At 48.1% G+C, this 23,483-nt stretch carries 22 protein-coding genes; 6 read left to right on the plus strand and 16 right to left on the minus strand.

Going from position 1 to position 23,483, the window contains the following annotated elements; all coding sequences use genetic code 11:
* The first annotated feature begins 13 nt into the window (after positions 1-13).
* The 3 genes from J3U76_RS05800 (at position 14) to J3U76_RS05810 (ending at position 5,748) form a co-directional block, all read left to right on the plus strand.
* Positions 14-619: a PilZ domain-containing protein gene (locus J3U76_RS05800; RefSeq protein ID WP_243454095.1), complete on the plus strand. Its 606-nt coding sequence runs from the start codon at positions 14-16 to the stop codon at positions 617-619.
* Complete coding sequence (gene mfd / locus J3U76_RS05805) at positions 606-4,061, plus strand: transcription-repair coupling factor (protein WP_208004971.1); 3,456 nt, start codon at positions 606-608, stop codon at positions 4,059-4,061. The genes J3U76_RS05800 and mfd overlap by 14 nt, the downstream gene beginning before the upstream one ends.
* Before the next feature lie 214 nt (positions 4,062-4,275).
* Complete coding sequence (locus tag J3U76_RS05810) at positions 4,276-5,748, plus strand: FAD-dependent oxidoreductase (RefSeq protein ID WP_208004972.1); 1,473 nt, start codon at positions 4,276-4,278, stop codon at positions 5,746-5,748.
* A gap of 149 nt (positions 5,749-5,897) precedes the next feature.
* On the opposite strand, the gene J3U76_RS05815 is transcribed toward J3U76_RS05810, so the two are convergent.
* The 3 genes from J3U76_RS05815 to yegD all read right to left on the minus strand — a co-directional run bounded on the left by J3U76_RS05815 (position 5,898) and on the right by yegD (position 9,342).
* The gene (locus tag J3U76_RS05815) at positions 5,898-6,284 is read right to left on the minus strand and encodes a TehB family protein (RefSeq protein WP_208004973.1); all 387 of its coding nucleotides are present in this window, start codon (positions 6,282-6,284) and stop codon (positions 5,898-5,900) included.
* A gap of 77 nt (positions 6,285-6,361) precedes the next feature.
* Positions 6,362-7,828: a cardiolipin synthase gene (cls, locus tag J3U76_RS05820; RefSeq protein ID WP_208004974.1), complete on the minus strand. Its 1,467-nt coding sequence runs from the start codon at positions 7,826-7,828 to the stop codon at positions 6,362-6,364.
* A 155-nt stretch (positions 7,829-7,983) separates the two neighbouring features.
* A complete protein-coding gene (gene yegD / locus J3U76_RS05825; RefSeq protein ID WP_208004975.1) occupies positions 7,984-9,342 on the minus strand; it encodes a molecular chaperone in 1,359 nt (452 codons plus the stop codon).
* Between the two features lie 216 nt (positions 9,343-9,558).
* Here yegD and J3U76_RS05830 point away from each other — a divergent pair, with 216 nt between their 5' ends.
* From J3U76_RS05830 to J3U76_RS05840, 3 genes are all read left to right on the plus strand, one after another.
* Positions 9,559-10,776 carry a Bcr/CflA family efflux MFS transporter gene (locus tag J3U76_RS05830; protein ID WP_208004976.1) on the plus strand — a complete coding sequence of 406 codons (1,218 nt, stop codon included), beginning with the start codon at positions 9,559-9,561 and terminating at the stop codon, positions 10,774-10,776.
* Between the two features lie 123 nt (positions 10,777-10,899).
* Positions 10,900-12,021, plus strand: a complete 1,122-nt coding sequence (locus J3U76_RS05835; RefSeq protein ID WP_208004977.1) for a baeRF11 domain-containing protein — start codon at positions 10,900-10,902, stop codon at positions 12,019-12,021.
* Positions 12,022-12,225: 204 nt separating this feature from the next.
* The gene (locus J3U76_RS05840; RefSeq protein WP_243454096.1) at positions 12,226-12,792 is read left to right on the plus strand and encodes a DapH/DapD/GlmU-related protein; all 567 of its coding nucleotides are present in this window, start codon (positions 12,226-12,228) and stop codon (positions 12,790-12,792) included.
* 3 nt (positions 12,793-12,795) lie between these two features.
* On the opposite strand, the gene J3U76_RS05845 is transcribed toward J3U76_RS05840, so the two are convergent.
* The 13 genes from J3U76_RS05845 to J3U76_RS05905 all read right to left on the minus strand — a co-directional run bounded on the left by J3U76_RS05845 (position 12,796) and on the right by J3U76_RS05905 (position 23,482).
* Entirely contained in the window at positions 12,796-14,217 is a 1,422-nt protein-coding gene (locus J3U76_RS05845) for an MBL fold metallo-hydrolase RNA specificity domain-containing protein (RefSeq protein ID WP_208004978.1), read from the minus strand.
* Positions 14,218-14,404: 187 nt separating this feature from the next.
* Positions 14,405-14,542, minus strand: coding sequence for a TIGR02808 family protein (locus tag J3U76_RS05850; RefSeq protein ID WP_208004979.1), 138 nt, complete (start codon positions 14,540-14,542; stop codon positions 14,405-14,407).
* 21 nt (positions 14,543-14,563) lie between these two features.
* Entirely contained in the window at positions 14,564-15,142 is a 579-nt protein-coding gene (locus tag J3U76_RS05855) for a NapC/NirT family cytochrome c (protein WP_208004980.1), read from the minus strand.
* A gap of 35 nt (positions 15,143-15,177) precedes the next feature.
* Complete coding sequence (locus tag J3U76_RS05860; protein WP_208004981.1) at positions 15,178-15,651, minus strand: nitrate reductase cytochrome c-type subunit; 474 nt, start codon at positions 15,649-15,651, stop codon at positions 15,178-15,180.
* A 79-nt stretch (positions 15,652-15,730) separates the two neighbouring features.
* Positions 15,731-18,223: a periplasmic nitrate reductase subunit alpha gene (gene napA / locus J3U76_RS05865; RefSeq protein ID WP_208004982.1), complete on the minus strand. Its 2,493-nt coding sequence runs from the start codon at positions 18,221-18,223 to the stop codon at positions 15,731-15,733.
* 17 nt (positions 18,224-18,240) lie between these two features.
* Positions 18,241-18,591: a chaperone NapD gene (locus J3U76_RS05870; RefSeq protein WP_208004983.1), complete on the minus strand. Its 351-nt coding sequence runs from the start codon at positions 18,589-18,591 to the stop codon at positions 18,241-18,243.
* Positions 18,578-19,090 (minus strand): ferredoxin-type protein NapF, encoded by a 513-nt coding sequence (gene napF / locus J3U76_RS05875; RefSeq protein WP_208004984.1) that lies wholly within the window; start codon positions 19,088-19,090, stop codon positions 18,578-18,580. The genes J3U76_RS05870 and napF overlap by 14 nt, the downstream gene beginning before the upstream one ends.
* Before the next feature lie 265 nt (positions 19,091-19,355).
* Positions 19,356-19,757 carry a DUF2802 domain-containing protein gene (locus J3U76_RS05880; RefSeq protein WP_208004985.1) on the minus strand — a complete coding sequence of 134 codons (402 nt, stop codon included), beginning with the start codon at positions 19,755-19,757 and terminating at the stop codon, positions 19,356-19,358.
* Positions 19,757-20,245, minus strand: a complete 489-nt coding sequence (locus tag J3U76_RS05885; protein WP_208004986.1) for a chemotaxis protein CheW — start codon at positions 20,243-20,245, stop codon at positions 19,757-19,759. Before J3U76_RS05885 ends, J3U76_RS05880 begins: the two co-directional genes overlap by 1 nt.
* 20 nt (positions 20,246-20,265) lie before the next feature.
* On the minus strand, positions 20,266-21,102 hold the full coding sequence (locus tag J3U76_RS05890; RefSeq protein WP_208004987.1) for a chemotaxis protein CheW: 837 nt from the start codon (positions 21,100-21,102) through the stop codon (positions 20,266-20,268).
* Positions 21,099-21,884 (minus strand): ParA family protein, encoded by a 786-nt coding sequence (locus J3U76_RS05895; RefSeq protein WP_208004988.1) that lies wholly within the window; start codon positions 21,882-21,884, stop codon positions 21,099-21,101. Before J3U76_RS05895 ends, J3U76_RS05890 begins: the two co-directional genes overlap by 4 nt.
* A 3-nt stretch (positions 21,885-21,887) precedes the next feature.
* The gene (locus J3U76_RS05900; RefSeq protein WP_208004989.1) at positions 21,888-22,742 is read right to left on the minus strand and encodes a flagellar motor protein MotB; all 855 of its coding nucleotides are present in this window, start codon (positions 22,740-22,742) and stop codon (positions 21,888-21,890) included.
* The gene (locus J3U76_RS05905; protein ID WP_208004990.1) at positions 22,739-23,482 is read right to left on the minus strand and encodes a flagellar motor protein; all 744 of its coding nucleotides are present in this window, start codon (positions 23,480-23,482) and stop codon (positions 22,739-22,741) included. Before J3U76_RS05905 ends, J3U76_RS05900 begins: the two co-directional genes overlap by 4 nt.
* Position 23,483 lies beyond the last annotated feature (1 nt).

The following is a 23,483-nucleotide window of genomic DNA, read 5'->3' on the forward strand; positions in this document are numbered from 1 at the left end:
TAAAGGTATGTGAATGGCGCAACAAGAGCAGCAAATAATGGCAGAACCGTATTTCAGCATCGACTACCGCGCACAGGTTAACCTGTGTTTATTGGCAGATGGCGAAACCGTGCCCGATGCCGACACCTTGGAGGCCCAAATTCCGGCGCCATTCAAGCTTATCAGTGAAGTGACCCGCATCGATACTAATAATGCTCGCCTATTGCGTAACTTAGATGAGCATGCGGCAGATTTAGTCGAGATCATCAATTTACAATCACAAAAAATCGATTTAGTGCTCAGTTATGTATTGGCCGGAGAAGATAGCCCAGACCAACGTTATTATACCCAAAGCTTGGGCGGAGGTGGCTTTCGTTTTCTGTCTAGCACCCCCTTTGCTGAAGGGGATGAGGTGCGTTTTAAACTGTTTTTGCCCGAACTGTCGGTGGCGGTGTATGGTTATGGCCAAATACAGCAAGAACAGGAGGGCGCACTCTATCATTGCCAATTTAGCGCCCTGCGCGAGCAAGACCGCGACGCCCTCATTCGCGCCAGCCTGCAACTGCAAGCCAAACAACTTAAAGCCCGCGCCGAACGCCGCGCCCAACAAGACGATGCTATAAATAATGATTCAAATTAACAGCCCCACGCCTCGCCCAAAAGCCAGTCTTGGGCAGCTAATTGGCAGCAGCTTAAGTCTGGCCATTGCCGAACAGGTTAAACAACAGCAACAGTTAGTGTTACTGCTAGTACCCGACACCCCAACAGCACTGCGCTTAGAGCAAGAGGTTCGGCATTTGTTACAACAAGATGCCAGCGTTAATGAGCACTTACCGGTGCAGCTATTTCCTGACTGGGAAACCTTGCCCTACGATCAGTTTTCACCGCACCAAGATATTATCTCGCAGCGTCTAGAAACCTTATACGGCATACCGGCCTTGCAACGGGGCTTATTAATTGTCCCCATTACCACCTTAATGCTGCGCACACCGCCCAGAGACTGGCTAGATAAAAATAGCCTACTGCTTAAAACCGGCGACAAGCTTGACATGCACGCCCTGCGCACCCGCCTAGAAAGCGCCGGTTATCGGGCCGTTGATCAAGTATTAACCCATGGCGAATACGCCGCTCGCGGTGCCCTGCTAGATTTATATCCGATGGGCGCCGATGCACCTTATCGTATTGATTTTTTTGATGATGAAATTGATACCCTGCGTCCCTTTGATCCCGACACCCAACGCTCACGAGATACGGTGGACCAGGTGCGCTTATTACCCGCACGGGAGTTTCCCACCGACAGTCAGGCTATTGAGCGTTTTCGTGGCCATTATCGCGAGCGCTTTACACTGCGCAACGAGCCCGAGTCTTTATATCACAGGGTCAGTCAAAGCCAGTTTCCGGCTGGTATCGAGCATTACTTTCCGCTGTTTTTTGACCAGACTCAAACCCTGTTCGACTCACTACCCGAGTCGGTATGGGTGTTAACAGTTGGTGATCTAACCGAGGCCGCCGACACTTTCTGGAAAGACGTACAAGCGCGTTACGAAGACAGACGCCACGACATGCTGCGCCCTTTGTTGCCACCTGATGAGCTCTACTTGCAGCCTAATGCCGTATTGCAACAACTAAAAGGCTGGCCGCAGCTGCAATTAAGCCACACGCCAGTATTGGAAAAAGGCGATCGGCAAAATGCGCTCATTAGCCCCTTACCAGAGCTTGAGGTCGAGCACCAAAAAGCCGCTCCTCTGGCTCGCTTACTGGCATTTTGTGAACAGTTTAAAGGGCGGGTGTTATTTTCGGTTGAAAGTGCGGGCCGGCGCGAAGCCTTAATAGAGCTGCTTGCAGGATCGCTCATTAAACCTTGGCCTTATAACAGCGTAAGCGAGTTTTTAGCAGGCAGTGACAATATCGGCTTGCTGGTAGGCCCGCTGTCTCAGGGCTTTATTCTTGATGATGCCTTTGCCTTGATCTGCGAAGGCGACTTATTAGGCGGGCGGGTTATTCAACGCCGCCGTCGTGAAAAATCGAAAAGTTTAAACCCAGACACGCTGATCCGTAATTTAGCCGAGCTGTCTATTGGCCAGCCGGTGGTGCACCTTGATCACGGTGTGGGTCGTTATACGGGGTTACAAACGTTAGATGCCGGTGGCTTAAAATCAGAATACTTAACCCTAGAATACGCTGCGGGCGACAAGCTTTATGTGCCCGTGACCGCTTTGCATTTAGTGGGGCGCTACAGTGGTGCAGATGATCCTAAGTTAAATAAACTGGGTAACGAGACCTGGAGCAAAGCCAAACAAAAGGCTGCGGAAAAAGTACGAGATGTGGCCGCTGAATTATTGGATGTGTATGCACGCCGCGCCGCCCAACCGGGTCAAGCCATGGTGCATGACAAAGCCGCATACCGGCAGTTTTCTGACGCTTTTCCGTTTGAAGAAACCGATGATCAGCTCAACGCCATTAATGCCGTGCTCACCGACATGACCCAACCCAAAGCCATGGACCGATTAGTGTGTGGTGATGTGGGCTTTGGTAAAACCGAAGTGGCCATGCGCGCCGCTTTTGTGGCGGTACACGACAGTAAACAAGTAGCGGTGTTAGTACCCACTACTTTGCTGGCACAGCAGCATTACGATAATTTTAGAGACCGCTTTGCCAACTTACCGGTGCGCATTGATATGCTCAGCCGTTTTAAAACCGGTAAAGAGCAAGACAAAGTATTAGAACATATTAGCGATGGCAGTATCGATATTGTGATTGGCACCCATAAACTGCTTAGCCAAGATGTACGTTTTAAAGACTTAGGCCTGTTAATTGTTGATGAAGAGCACCGTTTTGGGGTACGTCAAAAAGACAAAATAAAAGCGCTGCGCGCCGATGTAGATATTTTGACACTGACCGCCACCCCTATTCCGCGTACCCTAAATATGGCCATGGGCGGCATGCGTGATTTATCCATTATTGCCACGCCGCCGGCCAAGCGTTTAGCAGTAAAAACCTTTGTGCGCGAATCAGATCCCGCCAGCATTCGCGAAGCCATCTTGCGTGAGCTAAAACGTGGTGGACAAGTCTATTACTTGCATAATGAAGTGCAAACCATAGAAAACACCGCTGAAATGTTAACCACGCTAGTGCCCGAAGCGCGCATTGGTATTGCTCATGGCCAAATGCGCGAGCGTGAGCTTGAGCGAGTAATGACCGACTTTTATCACCAGCGTTATAATGTGCTGCTGTGCTCGACCATTATCGAAACCGGCATTGATGTACCTACCGCTAACACCATTATTATGGACAGAGCCGACCGATTAGGCTTGGCGCAGTTACATCAGTTACGGGGTCGTGTGGGGCGCTCTCATCATCAGGCCTATGCGTATTTAATGACGCCTCATCCTAACCGTATGACCACGGATGCGAAAAAACGGCTAGAAGCCATTGCCGCCCTAGAAGATTTAGGCGCAGGCTTTGCACTGGCCACCCACGATCTTGAAATTCGCGGTGCCGGTGAGCTATTAGGCGATGAACAAAGTGGCCAGATCACCGCCATCGGCTTTAGCCTTTATATGGAAATGCTAGAGCAGGCGGTCACCGCATTGCAATCGGGTAAAGAGCCAGCACTAGATCAGCTGCTGCGCACTCAAACTGAGATAGAGCTGCGCCTGCCCGCTCTGCTGCCCGACGATTATATTCCGGATGTGAATATGCGGTTATCTATGTACAAGCGCATTGCTACCGCAGAAGATAAAGGAGCACTGCGTGAGCTGCAGGTTGAGCTAATTGACCGTTTTGGTTTGCTGCCAGAGCCCAGCAAAAACTTGATCGCATTGTCTGAGCTTAAGTTAAAAGCCAATCAACTCGGCATAGATAAAATAGATGCAAGCGCGAGCGGGGGCAGTATCACCTTTAGCCCTGATGCTAAAATAGATCCGACGTTTTTAGTGGGACTATTACAAAGCCAGCCACGCATCTACAAAATGGAGGGGCCAACCAAGCTGCGCTTTGCCATTCCTACTCAAGATGCTTCCGCTCGCTTGGCACTCATCGATGACTTGCTCACCGAGCTTAGCAAACACCAAATATCGTAAGCGCAATGTTGAGTGATCTTTGCAACGGAAGAACACGGAACTCGCGGAAAATGAGCAGAGACAAGGTCGAAACAAGCCAGTCAACTTTTCAAGCCTTGTCTTTATTTTTCCATGGGTTTCGTGGACTCCGTGGCGAATAAGTCTTTAAGATCTTGTATTAGATTAGCTTTATCCCTTAACCCTTTACGCTTCGCACTTTACGTTTAGAGAATACATGAATACACATTTTTGCCATGTTTCAGCTCAGCGCCCACTTACCGTGGGCGTTTTGGGGGGTGGCGTGGCGGGTGCCACAGTCGCACTACGTTTAGCCGATTTAGGTATTAACACTCAATTGTTTGAGGCAAGCGACGGTTTGCTTAATGGCCCCCCTATTTGCCATTTGCATGCCGGTGGCAACCTGTATCGTGAGATAAGCGACCAGCAATGTTTGACATTATTACGCCAGTCTATTGACTCGGTGCGCGCTTATCCGCACAGCATCAACCGCCGACCGACTGTTATCGCCATTCCGGTTTCTGATGCAGGAGATGCCAATGCGCTTTTGCCACGCTTAAAGCAGGTCACCCAAGAATATCGGCGTTTAGTGGCGGAAGATCCCGCCAATAAAGTGCTGGGTGAGCCTGATGATTATTACCGCTGCTACACGCGCGAGCAGTTTGAGGCGTTGGCCAAGCGGCCCATGCCGGCTAAAGCGCAATCGCATGATGACTGGCTGATCCCCTTAGCTCATCATGTAGAGGCCGATAAACTGAAGTTCCCGCTAATTTTGGTACAAGAATATGGCTGGAGCTTATTTCGTATGGCGGCCACCGCCACCCTGGCATTGCAAGACTCCCCTTATTGTCAATTGCTGTTAAATACCCGCGCCACTGAACTATTAAAACAACCCGATGGCTGGTTAATTAGTGCGGCTACAAGCGCAGAAGGCACAGAGGCGGCGCGCAGCTATAAAGTGGATTTTTTAATTAATGCCTGCGGCTTTCGCACCGGTGTGGTGGATGATATGGCCGGCTATGCACGTAAGCGACTGGTAGAGTATAAAGCCGCTTATGTCACCCACTGGCACACCAGCGGTAATTGGCCAGAAGTAATTTTTCACGGGCCACGAGGCACACCTAAAGGCATGGCACAATTAACACCCTATCCCAATGGCGTGTTTCAGTTACATGGCATGACGGAGTCGATTACCTTGTTTAAAAATGGCTTAGCCGCCAGTAGCATTCACAGCGCTCAGCCACAATTGCCGCTCGCTTATCAAACCCAGCTTAACCACGGCTGGCAAGACGCTGATATTTACGCGCGCACTCAAGAAGCCATCACCCACATGGCACGCTTACTGCCCGCCTTTGCCGATGCGACAGTGGCAGGTAAACCACTTTTTGGCGCCCAACAAATACCCGGCTCAGATCCGTCACTGCGCGCCGCCGATGTCACTTTTGAAGGTTCACACTATGCTCGGGTAGAAATCGTAAAAGCCAGCTCAGCACTCACCGCTGCCAATCGCATAGTCGCGCAACTGGCAAGCTTAGGCTGGTTGAAGTGGAACTGCCCAGAGCTCCCCCCTCGGTTGTCTCCACAATTGGCCATCACCAGCCAGCAAAGCGCCAAACAAGTAGAAGCCACTGCGGTCAAACTCGCCAAAGAGCGAGGCTACCCAATAGCACTGGCGTTAAATATGGGGTAGCAAGTGCTACCCAAGCTTTGCAAACAAAACCTAAAGACCACTAAAAAGACTATTTCTGCCACGGAATACACGAAACCCACGGAAAAATTAAGCTAAGGTAAGACCGATAAAAGATTTTATCGGTACGAGCTCTCAAATCAATACAGGGCTTATTTATCCGTGGGGTTATCGAATATTTCTTCTATCGGCTGGTTATGAATGCGTGAGGCTTTAAACATGGCTTTATTGCCGGCATCGGCTTCGGCCCAAAAGTTGATATTAAACTGCGCATCATCACTTAGCTCTACACGGTGCCAATATTGCGGCGGGCTCACAGCAAACTGCCCCGCCTCAATGATCACTGTTTTTTCTGGCGCAGTCGCTGCCTCGTTAGCAAAGCCGTAAAAAGTGACTGCCCCTTGCATCACACAAATTTGGCCATATACGCCCTCGGCGGTGTTGTGATGTGTTAACAAGGCCTTAGGAATATTATCTTTGGTAAAAAAGTGAGTCGAACGCTTTATTTTATAATGACGTGGAATAATCAGATCACTCATCATCACTCCTTCAATATCCATGGGTGGTTAACTGATAACATCAGAAAATAGCAATATACTCAACCATAAGCCCAGCCCTATAACACTGGTCCTATGGTGGCAATTACGTTGTTCCAAATTCGTCTGTGATAAGGCCAAGCCAATACGGTAGCAAGCTCAACGACTTCAGATTGAGATATATAAACTTGCTGGCGCTCATAAATAGCCTGAGTAATGGCAATATCTTGTAACAAAATATTATTTTCATAATTTAAATCGAAGCTACGTAAGTCTAAATTTGACGAGCCAATCAAACTAATGCGCCCATCAATGGTTAAGGTTTTGGCGTGCAAAAGACCGCCTTTAAACTCATAAATCACACAACCTGCATCCAGTAACTGATGGTAATAACTGCGACTGGCCGCCGATACAACCCAGCTATCATTCACTTTGGGGTAAATAAGCGTGACTGCCACGCCTCTGTGTGCCGCCGCACATAACGACTCTAGCAAAGTGGCGTCGGGCACAAAATAAGGCGTTGATATAATCAGCTCTCTTTGCGCACTGGCAATTAAGTTAGCAAACAACTGTGGTGTGGCACCGCGACGCTCGGTGGGCCCCACTCCCATTACCTGTGCAGGAAACCCCGTTGGCACAGATAAGGCCTGCGACTCGGTTGCGAGACTGTTATTAGGTTCAATGTGCAGTTTAAACTGATCCAATGACTCATCGGTTGCTTGCATCCAATCACTGGCAAACAATAGTTGGTTTTGCGCAACCACTGGCCCTTCAAAACGCAACATTATATCGACCCAAGGACCATATTTAGCTTTGGGTAAAAACTCAGGATCAGCCGAGTTTCGGCTACCACAATAAGTAATACTGGCGTCAATCACGGTAATTTTACGGTGGTTTCGTAAATCGAAACGGCTCAGTAAAATAGTCTTAATGAGGTTGCGAAATGATAGTGCTACCGCAAGCTCTACCCCAGCATCTTTCATTTCTTGCCACAGTGGAGACTTAATTAAAGCACGAGACCCTAGCCCATCCGCCATCGCACGGCAGGTTACTCCTCTACGTGCGGCACGGATCAAGGCTTGTGCAACACCGTTCCCCATTTCGTCATTCAACCAAATGTAATAAAGCACATGAACATGATCGCAAGCCCCGTCGATATCGGCTACCAGTCGTTCTCGGGTTTCATCACCATCGGCCATCAACTCAGCGCGATTTCCCCCTAAAGTATGAAAACCGTTAATGGAGCCGGCATAATGAAACCCAGGACGATAAAGCGGATCAATTAATGTATCAGTATTGTGCTTCTCCCCCATAAAAGCGGATGCTTTAGCTTTAATTTCATCAAAAATTTCGTCGTGGCGTTTAATCGCACGATTGCCAATGTCAATTTCACCAAACAAAAAGTAAGTGGCAACACCAAAGTAAGGCAGCACGTTTAACACGATAAACCACGCCAAGCGCCCAGGCGGTGATAAATCATCTCGCAGTAAAATACGTGCAGTAAATGTCATCACCAAAATAAAGTGCAACGTTACAACAATGGTCATTTATTTTTCTATCCATATTGTTCGATAAGGGGTTATCTAATAGCTCTAAACCATACCACGAAACGTATAAAAATTAATAACAACCAAAAGGTTAAGAGCGGCGTAAAAATAAAATAGCTGCCTAACGCACAACCCCTCAGCTATTCGAGTGTGTATTAGCCATAAATTTGACTCGCCCAGCGGGTTAACCCGGCGGTGACACTGCCAAAGTGATCGCCAATCACAATGGGCGTGTCACTAAATTGCTGGCGTAAAAAGGCATTTAATACCGGTGATTTAGCCGTCCCCCCGGTCACAAATACCACATCTGGCTCGCATCCCGCTTGCACAACCGCATCTGTCATCAGTGCGGTAATGGCAGACAGCTCACGATAACAGGCTTTAGCAAAACCGTCTCGGTCGAGGTTGATACTTAACTCTTGCTCAATATCCGATAAGTCGACCCGCTGCTCAGTAGTGTCGGTTAAGGCGATTTTGCTTTGCTCAGCGGCGTTAACCACCCGATAACTCAACCTTCTTTTTTGCACCGTCAATAAGCGCGTTAATAATTCAGGCTGTTCCCCCTCGCGGATCAGTTGCTCTAATAAGCGCGTATTGGCGCCACTGTAGAAATCAGTTTGGTTTTGAATATTATTAATCGACATTGCCTGCCAGAAACTATTGGCAGGAATGGGCTTACCTGATTTTAATAAACTGTATAGGCCAAAGCTTGGCATCATGCCTTTTAGCGCAAAGGCAATATCAAAATCATTGCCACCGACTCGTTCACCACTGTGGCTCAATAAATCAGCGCTTCTATCGAGTGAGCTGGCTTGTTTAGGTCCCATTAACAACATAGAGCAGTCGGTGGTGCCGCCGCCAATATCCACCACTAGCACTCGCGTCTCTTGGGTTAAGCTGGCTTCATATTCAAAACCCGCCGCCACAGGTTCAAACTGAAACTCCACTTCTTTAAAGCCCACCCGCTTAGCCGCTTTCGTTAAAATCTCTATCGCTTGACGATTGCTTTCATCACCACGCAGCCCTTGAAAGTTAATGGGCCGCCCAATTACGGTTTGGCTTACACTGCGCCCCAATTGCGCTTCGGTCAGTGTTTTTACATTGCTCATCATGGCCGCCACTATGTCTTCAAATAGCGCTATTTGTTGTGGCAACAAACCGGTGGCGCCCAAAAACGACTTGGGGGACTTAATGTAATAGCCTTCATCCGGCTCTTGCAGGTAATCGTCTAACGCTTGTTGGCCAAATGATAATTCGGTGGGGCAGCCATCTAGCACTAATTCTCGCAATGCCCCCTGCCCTTTTTGCAGTTGCTGTGCGCGTAGGCGCTGAAAAGCAGCTTGCTCAGCGCTAGGCAGTTGCTTGTGCAACCAGTTCACAATCACATCTCGACTCGGCGCATATAAGGTAGAGGCAATATAGCGACCATGCTCGCCCAGCGACAGTAGCTGCGGGCTCTTGTCTTGCATCACCCCCACCGCACAATTTGAGGTACCGTAGTCAAATCCGATCATATTGAAATACTCTGTTAAACATCTAGCAAAATACTGAGCAAAGCCACAGACCGTCAAAGTAACAACGAATGCTGGCTAAGCTAAAAAAACGAACTGTTATTGTAGCGGAAAGTGGTGCTTGATGAAGCAAGCTTGCGTTCCTGTTATGCTGGTTAACTGTTTTTTAGCCTACATACAGGTTTTTCGCCTACATAAAGGCTGCTAGGGAGACGAGCTGTGTCACAATTAAAACTCGCTATTTTGCTCGGCATGACAGTCGCGCTGGGGCCTTTGGCGCTGGATGCCTACCTGCCGGCGTTTCCTGATATCGCCCTAGATCTAGGGATCAGCCACCATGATGTGGGATTAACACTGAGTATTTATGTGGGGGCTTTGGGCTTGGCACAATTAGTCGGGGGCCCCCTTTCTGACCGCTATGGCCGCCAAGTGGTGCTGATGAGTGGCTTGCTTATATTCACCCTAGCCGCGCTTATGGTCGCCCAAACCAGCAACCTTAATGACATGCTAATCTGGCGTTTACTGCAAGGCATTGGTGGCGCTTTTTGTGCGGTGTCTGTGCCGGCCATAGTACGAGACCAGTGCCACGGCATAGAAGCGGCGCGCTTATTTGGCCTCATTGGCTTGGTGATGTTTATTGCCCCTGCAGCGGCTCCCAGTTTAGGTGCCTTAATGCTCGCCATTGGTGATTGGTCAAGCATTTATCTTATGCTAGCCGGTTATGCGGTGTTTCTGGCCATTGTCTTGCGATTAACCTTATTTAAACAGTTACCTGCTAATCAGCGGGTGCGCACGCCACTGCCTACTCTTATCACTAATTACGCCTTAGTTTTACGCCATAAAGTGACCATGCGCTTTATTGGCCTGCAAGCCCTGTGCTTTAGCGCCATGTTGGTGTTTGTCACCAATGCGTCTTTTATCTATCAAGAATGGTTTGGCTTATCGAATAGCTTATTTTCTCTGCTGTTTGCCGCCAATATTGTGGCCATGGCCAGCTTAAATATTTTTAATCGCTACTTATTAAGACACTTTGAGGCCGTTACTATTTTACGGGTTTCTGTGGTGCTGCAGTTTATTGCGTTATTAGTGTTGGTTGCACTGGCATGGGGAGGGGCACCTTATTGGATTATTGCCCCAAGCATTGTGATTGCGGTCGGCTTTATGGGCTCGATTGTGCCTAATAATATGGCTAATGCGTTGGAGTTTTTCCCACACTTAGGTGGCACGGCAGCGGCCTTGTTAGGCGCCACCCAATTTACCGTGGCCGGCGGCATTAGTGCCTTTTCAACCACCCTTAGCTCAGCATCATTGTTGCCCATTGTATTACTGATGGCAGCCTGTTCATTAGGGGCGACTTTACTGGCGATAGGCGCGCCCACTGCGGTACGCAAAGAAACCGCACGCTTGGCGGCAATAGAGGGGACACCCTCTCATTAACGATGCGCAGTGTTGACTGCTTATTTGGTAACAGCATTAAAATCTAAATGCTGAGGGTATTTACTCCCCTGCCCCTTGTGCTATGTTGGATAGTCGAGAACTTGGACTGACAAGGGGCTTTAAATGTATTACGTGGACATGCCTAATGCCGACGAAATCGGTACTCTCAACCTGATGCGCTCAGATGCCTGCATCTCAATCTACCTACCCACAACGCCGCTTGGTCGCGAGAGCAAGCAGAGCCGAACTCACCTTAACACGCTATTCAAGCAGGCCATTAGCCACCTTGAAAAAACCGGTTACGATAAACGCCAGCATATTCAAGCTTTGCAAGACCAGTTTGCTGACTTGCTAGCCGATGATGAATTTTGGGAGCATCAAGCCAACAGTTTAGCAATTTTAGCGACACCTGAATCATTGCGCACCTACCGTTTAGCAAACAAGCTAACCGATATTGTTGAAGTGTCAGATCGCTTTCATTTAAAGCCGCTACTACGAGCCATTACCTTTAGTCATAGCGCCCATATTTTAGCGCTATCAGAAAATGCAGTACGGCTAATTGAGTTATCTCCCGATGTGCCTCCTCGTGTGGTTGAGGTACCTAACTTACCTAGCGATGCGGCAGACGCCACCAATAAGCTGGTTGATAAAGACTTTAAAGGCAGTGGCCATCGCCCTAGCGGGCAGAACCATAAAGCCTATTTAGCCAACTATGCGCGCAAAGTGAATGCCGCGCTACGCCCAGTATTGATGCACAGCCATCAGCCGTTGTTATTAGCAGCAACCCAACCCTTAGCAGCACTGTTTCGCTCATTAAGCTCAACCGCGGTGTTGCCCGACATTATTGCCGGCAACCCTGAACACTTAAGCGAAACCCAGTTAGCCACGGCAGCTCGGCCGCTACTCGATGCACACTACGCGCAAATAATTGCTGACTTTCATCAACTATTTGACTCGCGTACTGGTCAAAGCCGTACCACTACCGATATTTCAAGTGCGGCTAGGCTGGCTACCTTTGGCGGTATTGAACAGTTATTAGTGGATATTGACGGCGTGATTAATGGTTTTGTTGATGACGAAACCGGTGAAGTGCTGTTTGATAACGAAAGTGATGCTATGAACTATGGCATTGTTGATGAAATCACTTGCCGTGCGTTACGTACCGGCGCCAAAGTAATGGCAGTACGCAAGCAAGATATTCCTGGTGGGCATGATCTCGCGGTAATTGCCCGCTACCCCATCTAACCGACATTCACTCTCAAGATGCTTTACATATTAGTAAGGGCTAGTTTAACTAGCCCTTTTTCTTCTTTATTGTTCGCCTAATGTCTGCATCTAACACTCACTCAACCCTAACGGTGAACTAGCTACCAAGCCTAATCTCCATAAGCAGATCATGGATAAGTTTGGTATAACAGAGCATATACCTTTATCAGTGAGTACCCCTTGATGGAACAGCCAAGCACAGACATTTTCAAACGCATGCTAGCCGGTGGCCTAATTAAAAACGACGATCCGGAGATGAAAAAGGTGTGGGCACACATCGCCAGAACCAGAAAGCTCTCTGTTGATCTCAATAACTCAACCAGTATCAATCAAAGCCGTGGCCGCTTAAGTGAGATAATTAACAGTCACATTGCGGCCAGCACTATAGTATTGGTGCCCTTTCATAGCAACTTTGGCCAGCACATTACTCTTGGTCACAATGTGTTTATTAACCACGATTGTAGCTTTTTAGATATGGGCGGCATTACCATTGAAGATAATGTACAAATTGGCCCTAAAGTCAGCTTAATTACCGAAGATCATCCGCTTACTCCCTCGCAAAGACGAGACCTTAAACTCAGTGCCATTGTCATTAAAAACAATGCGTGGTTAGGGGCTGCTGCCACCATATTGCCCGGTGTGACAATCGGAGAAAACGCCGTGGTCGCCGCCGGCGCGGTAGTAACCACCAACGTACCCGCCAACACTGTGGTCGCGGGTGTGCCGGCAAAGCCCATTAGCACCGTTTAGCTATCACCCTGCATCTTCAATCAGGGGGATCACCACCTCAACATCGGGTAAAAGCGCGGTGAGTTTTGCTTTTAATGCCAGCTTGGCCTCAAGATCGCCGTGTACTAAACGAATTTGCTGAGGAGCGGGGCTAATGGCTTGGGCAAACTGGAGTAAATCACTTTGATCGCCATGGGCCGAATAGCCCTCAATGTTGTGGATCAATGCATTAATGGCTATGCGCTCACCGTCTAACTCAACCCAAGCATAGTCATCTTTGCCATCAGTTAATAGCTCCACCCCATCAAAACGGGGGCCGTTTTCAACGATCACCCGCCCTGGTGTGTCTTCTGCCTGAAAACCGACAAATAAAATATGATGGCGAGCATCGGGCAGCAATTCTTTTAAGTAATTGACCACCCGCCCCCCTGCACACATGCCAGAGCCGGCAATAACCACCGCCGGTTTATCTGATTTCAGCACATTTTCAAGACAAAGTAGGTGATCTTCATGGCCATCAATCACGGTTAACTGAGGAAATATCAGCGGATGACGACCTTGTTTGAGCAAGTCTTGCGCATCTTGGTTCCAGTGGTATTTTAAATCACCGTATAGGCGGGTTATGTTAGCCGCCAGCGGCGAGTCCACAATAATCTCAAGTTCATGCCATGGCAGGTGCTCGGCTACTTTATCTTGCCCAAAGTCGTGAATAATGCTTTCTAATTCATACAATAAGTCTTGGGTGCGCCCTAAACTAAAGGCCGGAATTAACACTAAACCTTGATCAACAAAGCTCTGCTCTATTTCTGACTTTAAGCGCAACCGCCTATCAACTCGGCTGGGGTGCTCCCGATCGCCATAGGTGCTTTCTAATATCAATACATCACAAGGGCTGGGTGGGGTTGTATTAACGATCAGCGGAGAGTCTTCGGCACCTAGGTCACCGCTAAAGATAACGCGCTTACCCGCGGCGTCGCACTCCACATAGGCCGAGCCTAAAATATGCCCCGCCTGCTGAAATCTAAATTTAATCTCGGTGCCCAGTAAGGCTTGCCACTGATCAAACGGCAGCGGGCGAATTTGGCGCTGCATTTGTTTAAGTACTTGCTTTGCCACCGACTTACTGTGCTTGGCACTAAACTTAAGCGCGTCTTCTAACATGGCCGGCAATAAGATGGCAGAAGGCTCGGTGCAAAAAATAGGCCCTGTAAAGCCGGCCAGCAATAAATAGGGAATGCGCCCCACGTGGTCTACATGCACATGGGTCACCACCAAGGCGCGAATATGCGCTATTTCAAAGTCGATATCTAAGTCTTCGCGAAAATCTGTCCCCTGAAACAAGCCACAATCAATGAGTATGCCAGCGTCCCCTACCCGTACTTCGTGACACGAGCCTGTCACCCCCAGTACGGCACCATGGTGTTTAATATCAACAGTATGACTCATGATCAGGCCCTCATATTAGCAAGCACATCGCAAGCTCAAGCTTATCAAGAATAAAGCAACATTAACGTTGCAAGCATAACAGATATACAAAATAGTCTTGGCAGCGCACAAGCCACATAACAAAAAGCAGCGATAAGGTTATCCTTATCGCTGCTTGCTTGCATATTGCGCTAACTTCAGCGCTTAATTAATCAATCTGCTTGTCTTTGGTCACCGACAATATACCAATACACACCACAGCGACCCCAAGAAAGCCCGCTAAAATAATCACAGGCATCGCCATATAACCCAACACATGCCAAATAACATACTCTAATGTGCTCATTGTGCTCTCCTTATCTGCGCCTTAGTGCCAACCTTCAATATTGCTCATATCGGGTAGCTTATGGGCAATGCCTTTATGGCAGTCAACGCAAGTTTTATCACCCGAGGCAAGCGCAGTAGAATGTAAACGCACAGCCCTTGGCCCTTGTTCTGAGAAGTCCATATAGTCAAATTGATGACAATTACGACACTCTTGTGAGTTGTTTTCCTTCATGCGCTGCCATTCTCGATGCGCTAAATGCCCACGGCGAGCCTTAAACTTCTCTTCGGTATCAATGGTTCCTAAAAAGTGAAACACCAGCTCTTTTGATGCTTGCACCTTGCGCACAATTTTATCGGTCCAATCATGAGGCACATGACAGTCCGAGCAAATAGCGCGCACCCCGGAGCGGTTGGCATAGTGAATGGTTTCGCGAATTTCTTTAACTATGGGCTCATGACAGCTAGAACAAAAGGCTTCGGTATTGGTCGCCTCCATGCCAGTGTTAAATGCCCCCCAAAACAATAAGCCTCCCAAAAAACCCATTAATAACACTAGGCCTGCGGCGGCTTTACTGGGTCTGGATAAGCGTTGCCAAAATCTTTTTAATAGTTTAATCATCTTGCATACTCTTTAGTTGCATGGGCAATCACCCATTATCGTAACGAGTCGACGCTCAAAAAGCGGTTTTCAACCAAAGGCTTAGCGTCGGCTTGGGGCACATGACACTGCAAGCAAAAGTAACGACGCGGCGACACATCAGATAACACCTGATCTTGGCGATTAACATAATGGGTAACACTAATTTTGGTGGCGCCCATTTCTTTGGCATTCTTCCAACTATGACAAGACAAGCACTTATTCGCATTTAACGACACTTCATAATTACGAATGGTATGAGGCACCAAAGGTGGCTGATACACATAGCTACTTTCTAAATAGTGATCCCGCGGAAAGCGCTTAAAGCTGTCTGCCGCGCGTGTAGCTTCAAGCTCACTCAAGCCCCGTAACGACGCCACGCCACCAATACCCGCAGGGTTAGTCTGCACTCCCTCTTCTGCTGTCGCCAGTGAGGCGGCACCCAACAGCGCGTGACTAACCAAAAGTAATGCCATTATTATTTTTTTCATCATTTGCTCCGGTTCTGTTGCGGCCAACACCTTGCATTCTTAGTGTTGGCCTTAGCCCTAATCCAGTTGGTTTGCTGCGCTATACGCTCGCTAACTTGGTTATTTTTACCGGACATTTTTTATAGTCAGTTTGTTTAGATAGCGGATCTGTAGCATCCAAAATCAACTTATTGACTAAAATGCGGGCATCAAAGAAAGGCACAAACACCAAGCCTTTGGGTGGCCGGTTACGACCACGGGTTTCTACCCGCACGCGAATTTCACCCCGTGGCGATTCAATTAATACTTCGTCTCCACGGCGTAAATTACGTGATATCGCATCATCAGGGTGGATGTAGCAATGCGCATCAGGCACCGCCTTATAAAGCTCAGGCACGCGACGGGTCATGGTGCCGGTGTGCCAGTGCTCAAGCACACGACCGGTACAAAGCCACATATCGTACTCGTCATTCGGCACTTCGGGGGGCGCTTCATAAGGCGCTGAAATAATTAGGGCTTTACCATCGGGCTGACCGTAAAAATCACGGCCCTCGCGCTTAGCATAAGGGTCATACTCAGGATTAAAGCGCCATAAGGTTTCTTTACCGTCAACCACAGGCCAACGTAAGCCACGCACCTGATGATAAGTATCATAGGGGGCTAAATCGTGGCCATGGCCGCGGCCAAACTCGGCATATTCTTCAAACAAGCCTTTTTGTACGTAAAAACCAGCAGCCTTGGCATCGTCATTTAGCGCTTGCGCTTCAGATAGCGGGTATTTATCTACCTTGCCATTGGCAAATAAAATGTCATATAGGGTTTTGCCACGTAATTCTGGCGCTTGGCTCATCAAGTCTTCACCCCACACTTCTTCAATATTAAAGCGCTTAGCGAATTCCATAATTTGCCATAAATCAGATTTGGCTCCCTCTACCGGCGACACCTGTTGATACCAAACTTGGGTCCGACGCTCGGCATTACCATAGCCCCCCTCTTTTTCAACCCACATGGCGGTGGGCAAAATTAAGTCTGAGGCTTGAGCGGTCACGGTTGGGTATGGGTCTGAGCAAACCACAAAATTATCGGGATGACGATAACCCGGTAAACGCTCGGTATTAATATTGGGGCCCGCCTGCATATTGTTATTACACATCACCCAATAGGCATTCAGCACACCGTCTTTTAACATGCGGTCTTGCTGCACCGCATGAAAACCCGGTTTAGCCGGAATGGTGCCAGCGGGGAGCTGCCAAATCTTTTCTGCTGTTTTACGGTGCTCAGGGTTAGCCACCACCAAATCGGCAGGTAAACGATGCGAAAAAGTGCCCACTTCTCGGGCGGTACCACACGCAGAAGGCTGACCGGTCAGCGAAAAGGGGCTATTGCCGGGCTCAGAAATTTTACCGGTTAATAAATGCAGGTTATACACCAAACTTTGCATCCAGACCCCACGGGTATGCTGGTTCATGCCCATGGTCCACAACGACATCACCTTGGTATTGGGATCGGCATATTGCTTGGCGAGCGCAATTAAGTCTTCGGGTAATACCCCCGACATTTCAGCAGCTTTTTCTACCGTATAAGGCGCCACTGAGGCTTTGTATTCCTCAAATGAAATATCAGACATAGCGCCTGAGTTGGGGTTTTCAGCCTTAACCTGTAAGGGATCGTCATCACGCAACCCATAGCCAATATCGGTCGTGGCCTGTTTAAAGTGGGTGTGCTGGGTAACAAAGTCCCAGTTTACCGCCTCGTTTTCAATAATGTAGTTAGCAATAAAGTTGGCAATGGCTAAGTCTGACTGCGGATGAAAGATCATGCCCTTATCTGCTAGCTCAAAGCTACGGTGATAATAGGTTGAGAGCACATTCACCTTTACATGCTCATGGCTCAAGCGACGATCGGTAATGCGCGTCCACAACACTGGGTGCATCTCCGCCATATTGGAGCCCCACAGCACAAAGGAGTCGGCATGTTCAAAATCGTCGTAACAGCCCATAGGCTCATCAATACCAAAGGTGCGCATAAAGCCCACCACGGCAGAGGCCATACAATGGCGGGCGTTAGGGTCAATATTATTAGAGCGAAAGCCCGCTTTCATCAGTTTAGATGCAGCATAGCCTTCCATAATGGTCCACTGACCAGAGCCGAACATACCAACGCTGGTGGGGCCTTTTTCTTTTAGTGCTTTTTTAAACTTCTCTGCCATGACATCAAAGGCGGTGTCCCATGACACAGGCGCAAAGTCGCCGTCTTTATCATATTGACCATTTTTCATGCGCAGCAAAGGCGTGGTTAACCTGTCTTTGCCATACATAATTTTCGATAAAAAGTAGCCCTTAATGCAGTTAAGCCCTTTATTTACCGGCGCTTCTGGATCACCTTGGGTGGCCACCACACGACCTTTTTGGGTGCCCACCAGCACAGAACACCCGGTACCACAAAAGCGACACGGCGCTTTATCCCACTTAATGGCAGTTTCATCGGAGCTAACAATTAAATTGGTCGCTGAAGCGGGTAAGGTTATGCCCGCCACGGCCGCCGCAGAGGCGGCCGCATTGGCTTTTACAAATGCACGTCTTGTTATCTTCATACAGATTGCCCTCAGAGTTAGCGTTCAGCATTTTTTAGTATTATGTGTTCGGGGCAGGCGGTGGCCGCTTTGCGCTCATCGGCATTTTTTACCGCAAGCTCCCCGATTAATTCATCATCTTGTTCGTATTCAATTTGGTGAAACACCAAGGCCACACTCAACACATGGTCAAGTCGATTAATGGCTTCAATGGTGTCGGTTATATAGCCTTGGTTTTGGGTTTCTATGACCACCACCAGCTTACCTGCCGCACTTTCACCGTATATTTCAGCGCCAGCAAAAGACGTAATCTGCTGCTTAATGATCGCTAAATGTTCAGGCACGGCATGCACCACTAGGCTAGAAATATGAACTTCATTCAGTGACATTAGCACCCTCTTGTTCAGAATATGTGACGACAATGGCGGAGGTGGGGCAGACTGAGACACAGGCACCACAACCGGTGCAGCTGGATAAGTCTATGTGAGGTTGCGCCACCTTACCCACCGCCAATTTAAAGCGAATAGCAAAGGGCTCACAGCTATCACCACAACTGCGACAATCTACGTTTTGATAGGCCAAACAACTGTCTTTAATTATGGCTTTTGTCTGCCACGCGGGCTCGCTTTGGGGTAAAAATAATGGTTCAGGGCAGGCTTGGGCGCATTGATAGCAAAAAGTACATTCATCAATATGAAAGTCGACCCGCGGAAAACCGCCATCACCGGGGCGAATAATTTGCGTTGGACACTGCTTAATACAGTCACCACACTGGGTACATAAATCGGTAAAGTGCGCCTCTTTTAACCAAGGCAATGCGGGTTTATCTAGGGTGTCTCGCCGCGTAAAAAACTGGCGTCGTGAAAGATTAACTTGAGAGTCTGACATCACTGCATTCCTTGTCGAAGACACTTATCCCTGTCAGATAAAAATCTTTGATATTCAAGCCTTAGTAAACTGGTATTTAGTTTACTTATAATAAGGCTCATTGAATAGGTTTTAAGTAATGATTGACGAATAACCTTGATATAAATCAAGGTTTGATATGAGCTTGAATAGATTTTATTGAAAATAAGTCGACCCATGTTGTGCGCAAAGGTCGACCCTAAAAAAGAATAACGCGTAAATTATAAGGTGATCTTCTTTACGCCCACTATTTACGATGCAAAGAGATCAATAACTCGGCTTCGGCTCTGGGCATTTCACATTCAGCCATAATTTCATCTATACCCGCGCCTAATTGCACCATGCGAGTGGCGCGGCTATAGAGTCGACCTTGGGGATCTTTCAGCGCCAGCTCTTGCTGTTGCTCGGTCAATTTATCGTGCTTGCGATATAATTCACCCACTTTATTACCCATGCCAATGTTGGCCGCCTGCAACTCATCAATTTGCTTGCGATAACTGTCACGGGTGCGCGTTAGCTCTCGCATAAGCCGGCTCATGGCCTCAAGCTTACGTTGGCTTTGGCGCCACATAGACCAGGCTACAAATAAGGATACACTCCCGACTAATAGCGCGACACAGGCTAAAATAAAAGCAGGCTCAAACCACATTACAATTGACCCAACTCATCCCACTCTTCATCAGATAATAGCTTATCCAGATCCACTAAAATCAATAATTGATCGTCACGATTACAAACGCCCTGAATAAACTTAGCACTTTCGCTGGTGCCGACATTGGGCGCGGTCTCAATTTCTGAAGACTTGAGATACACCACTTCAGCAACACTGTCGACCATAATGCCGATCACTTGCTTTTCAGCCTCAATAATCACAATACGCGTATTGTCGGTGACTTCAGAAGATGCAAGACCAAACCGTAAACGGGTATCCAGTACCGTCACCACATTACCGCGTAAGTTAACAATTCCCAGTACATAATCCGGTGCACCCGGCACAGGCGCAATCTCGCTATAACGCAAGACTTCTTGTACCTGCATTACATTAATGCCATAGGTTTCATTATCTAAGCAGAAGGTGACCCACTGCAATACCTCACCCTCGGGAAGATTTTCAGCTACATTTCGATGACTGTTCATAGATTACCCTTATTACCTGCTCAGACTTGTTGTCCATCTATATTCTTACCTTGCTCCAGTAGACTAATCAAGGCGTCTACATGAAGTAAGGCACACATTTTTTCTTTAACCATGCCCGCCAACCAAGGCCGAGCCCCTGGCGTCACACGCCATTTTACTTGTTCTCGCGTTAATAACGCTGTGCCCTTTAACTGATGACAGCTCAGCCCCCAGTTACTGTCACCTAAGGTAACCAAGTATTCATATTCTTTTTCATTTTGATGACTGGGCATGGCCCAACGCGCGGTATCCACCACATACAGTTGGCGATCTCGCTCGGTCAGCATACCGGCAAACCAGTCGGGCTTACCAAACAAACTGGTTAGCTTAGACATTTGATAAATGCCGCCTAAGTGAGTCAGAGGAACAGCAAAGGTCATGCCGGCCACTTCAAAATATAGCACCTGAAAACTAGCTTCAGTGTCCATATTGCGCCATTCATCACGCGGCGGTGCACTTATTGGCTCAGGCGCAGTTTTAACTTCTGTAATGATCTCAGGCGGTGGCTTAGCCACAACGGGTTCAGGCTCAATAACAGGTGCAGGCGCAACGGGAGCCTCCTTAATTTCTGGCTGCTCAATAGGCGCAGGCGTAGCAAGTTGTTCTTCTTCTTTAAGCTCTGCCACTTGTGCCAATAAGGCTTCTAAGGTTTGGTGGCGCTCGGCTTCTTTGGGTTCAGCAAAGGGCTTGGCTGTGATGGTACTTGGCGCAGGATTAACCTGAGGTTGAGGATCAGCGCTGGGCGCTGTATCTGGCTCAGTTTCTGTTAATAAGGCACCAAAATAATCATCTAATGCATCTGAATGGTGTTGATTCATAGCGCCGTCTCCGCCCCTTCTTGTTGCCATAAATACCGTAACAAAGAGTGGTAGGCAAACACGCCTCGGCTACCTTTAGCAAAATAAGAAGGCGGTTCATGGCGCAAACTGGCATCACGAAACTTGGTATCCACCGGAATAACCGACGGCCACAAGTTACCCTCATATTCTTGCTCTAAACTATTTAAGCTTTGTACCGAGGCACGCGTGCGCTGATCAAACATGGTTGGGACTATCGTATAGTTAAAGCCTTCTTTTTTCGCTCTGTGCATTAATTTAAAGGTACTAACCATACGCTCTAGCCCTTTAATGGCTAAAAACTCGGTTTGCACTGGCACTAAAATACGGTCGCAGGCCGCCAAGGCATTGACCATCATCACCCCCAACACAGGTGGGCAGTCAATAATCACCACATCAAAATCTTGCTCTACTTCACTGAGTAAACGTTTGAGTACCAGCCCCATGCCCTCTCGGCTACTTGAAGTACGCTCTAAGGTGGCCAGTGAAATAGAGGCAGGCAATAAGGTAATACCATTAAAGCGCGTTTTTAATGACACTTGCTCAAATAGTGCTCGTGTTGGCTGAGGCGCTTTAAACAAATCAAACAGACTATGTTGTAGGCCATCCATATCATAGTCAAAATAAGAGGTCAGCGAACCATGAGGGTCGGTATCGATCAACAAAACACGCTTATTATGCTGAGATAATAAGCCTGCCAGTGCGACGACAGTGGTTGTTTTTCCTACGCCACCTTTTTGATTTGCTACTGTCCAAACTATCAATGCTTATTCCTGTGTTGTGCCGATACGAATGCCACCATTGGGCAGCTCATATACACGTAAATCCGGATTTTTTTCTGTGGCCAAAGGCCGAGATGGTAGTGCGGCAGGCGCCTGCCACTGCTGAGAAGATATCGCAATATCCACTCGCCGACTTTGTGCACGACTAGACACCGCTAACTGGCTGTCTGGTGCTTGAAACTCACCATAGGCTTCTAAAGCTAGCCGCGGGGCATTAATGCCTTCATGCAGCAGCCATTCTAATACCGCACGCGCTCGCTCGGCAGATAACTGCCAATTAGAAGCATATAATTCGTTATTTACGGGCAAATTATCGGCATAACCTCGTACCCGTATAAAATGTGTTCCCACGGTTAATGCCGGTATAATGCGACTCAACAGTGGCTTAGCATTCGCCCCCAGCAAAGCACTGCCACTGGCAAATAATAATTTACCGTCAAAACTTACAATTAACCAATCACCCTTTTCTTCTAACACAACCGATTCTTGTTGTAATAATCCCGGCAAGGCTAAAGCGAGTTGCGCTTTTATATCAGATAATGGGGCCTCTATATCTTTAAGCTGTCTGTTAATGTTAAGCGCCTCTTTATTCTCAGACTGCATGATCATTAAACTATCAGCGTCAGTGGGCTCAGGCTTACCATTTAATCGGACTAACGCTTGCTCTATGCCGTCTAACATAGGCTGCTTATGCTCTGTTTTGCTGGCGTTAATGGCATATAGCACCACGAACAAGGCAAACACTAATGTCATATAGTCGGCATACGACACTAACCAACGCTCTGGGCCAGAGGTACCACTGGCCTTTTGATGACGAGAGACGAAAGAACGGCGTCTCAATGGCGCAGCCCTTGATATTGCGCTAACTGACGGCTCATCGACAAGCTACTGTCACCTCGGGCAATGGCGACTAAACCGATAGTTGTTAACTCTCTATAACGTAGCTCCAATCGATAAATCGCCCGTAACCGATTAGCTAAAGGTAATAACAATAAGTTAGCTAACCCCACACCGTATAATGTGGCCACAAATGCCACCGCAATACCGGCTCCTAGCTGACTGGGGTCTTCTAGATTAGACATTGCCTGAATAAGCCCCAATACGGCACCTATAATACCAATGGTAGGGCTATAGCCCCCCATGGCTTCAAATACTTGTGCCTCTAATTCTTTTTGCTCTTCAATACGGTTTAACTCATTATCAAACAGCTGCTCTAAGGCCATCAGCTCAGTGCCATCTACCACCCATTGCAAGCCTTGACGAGTAAAAGCATCAACACTCGACTGTTCACCCTTAGACTCAAGAGCTAAGAAGCCTTCTTGGCGTGCCAAGTGAGACCAGTGTAACAAACGAGACGCTTGTTCACTAAAATCCCATCTGGGCAAGCTAAATAATTGACCTGCCGCTTTTACAGCAGCGCTAAACTGTCGCCATGGCGTTTGTAGTAATACTGCGCCTAAGGTGCCGCCCAGCACAATTAATAGTGCGGGCCCATCTAGCAGCCCCCATAAGCTACCGCCATGCCACCATTGTGCAACCACAATGCAGCCAAGCGCTAATATCAGCCCACTTAACGCCATA

It is taken from the genome of Oceanisphaera pacifica (assembly GCF_017498065.1).
GTDB lineage: Bacteria > Pseudomonadota > Gammaproteobacteria > Enterobacterales > Aeromonadaceae > Oceanimonas > Oceanimonas pacifica.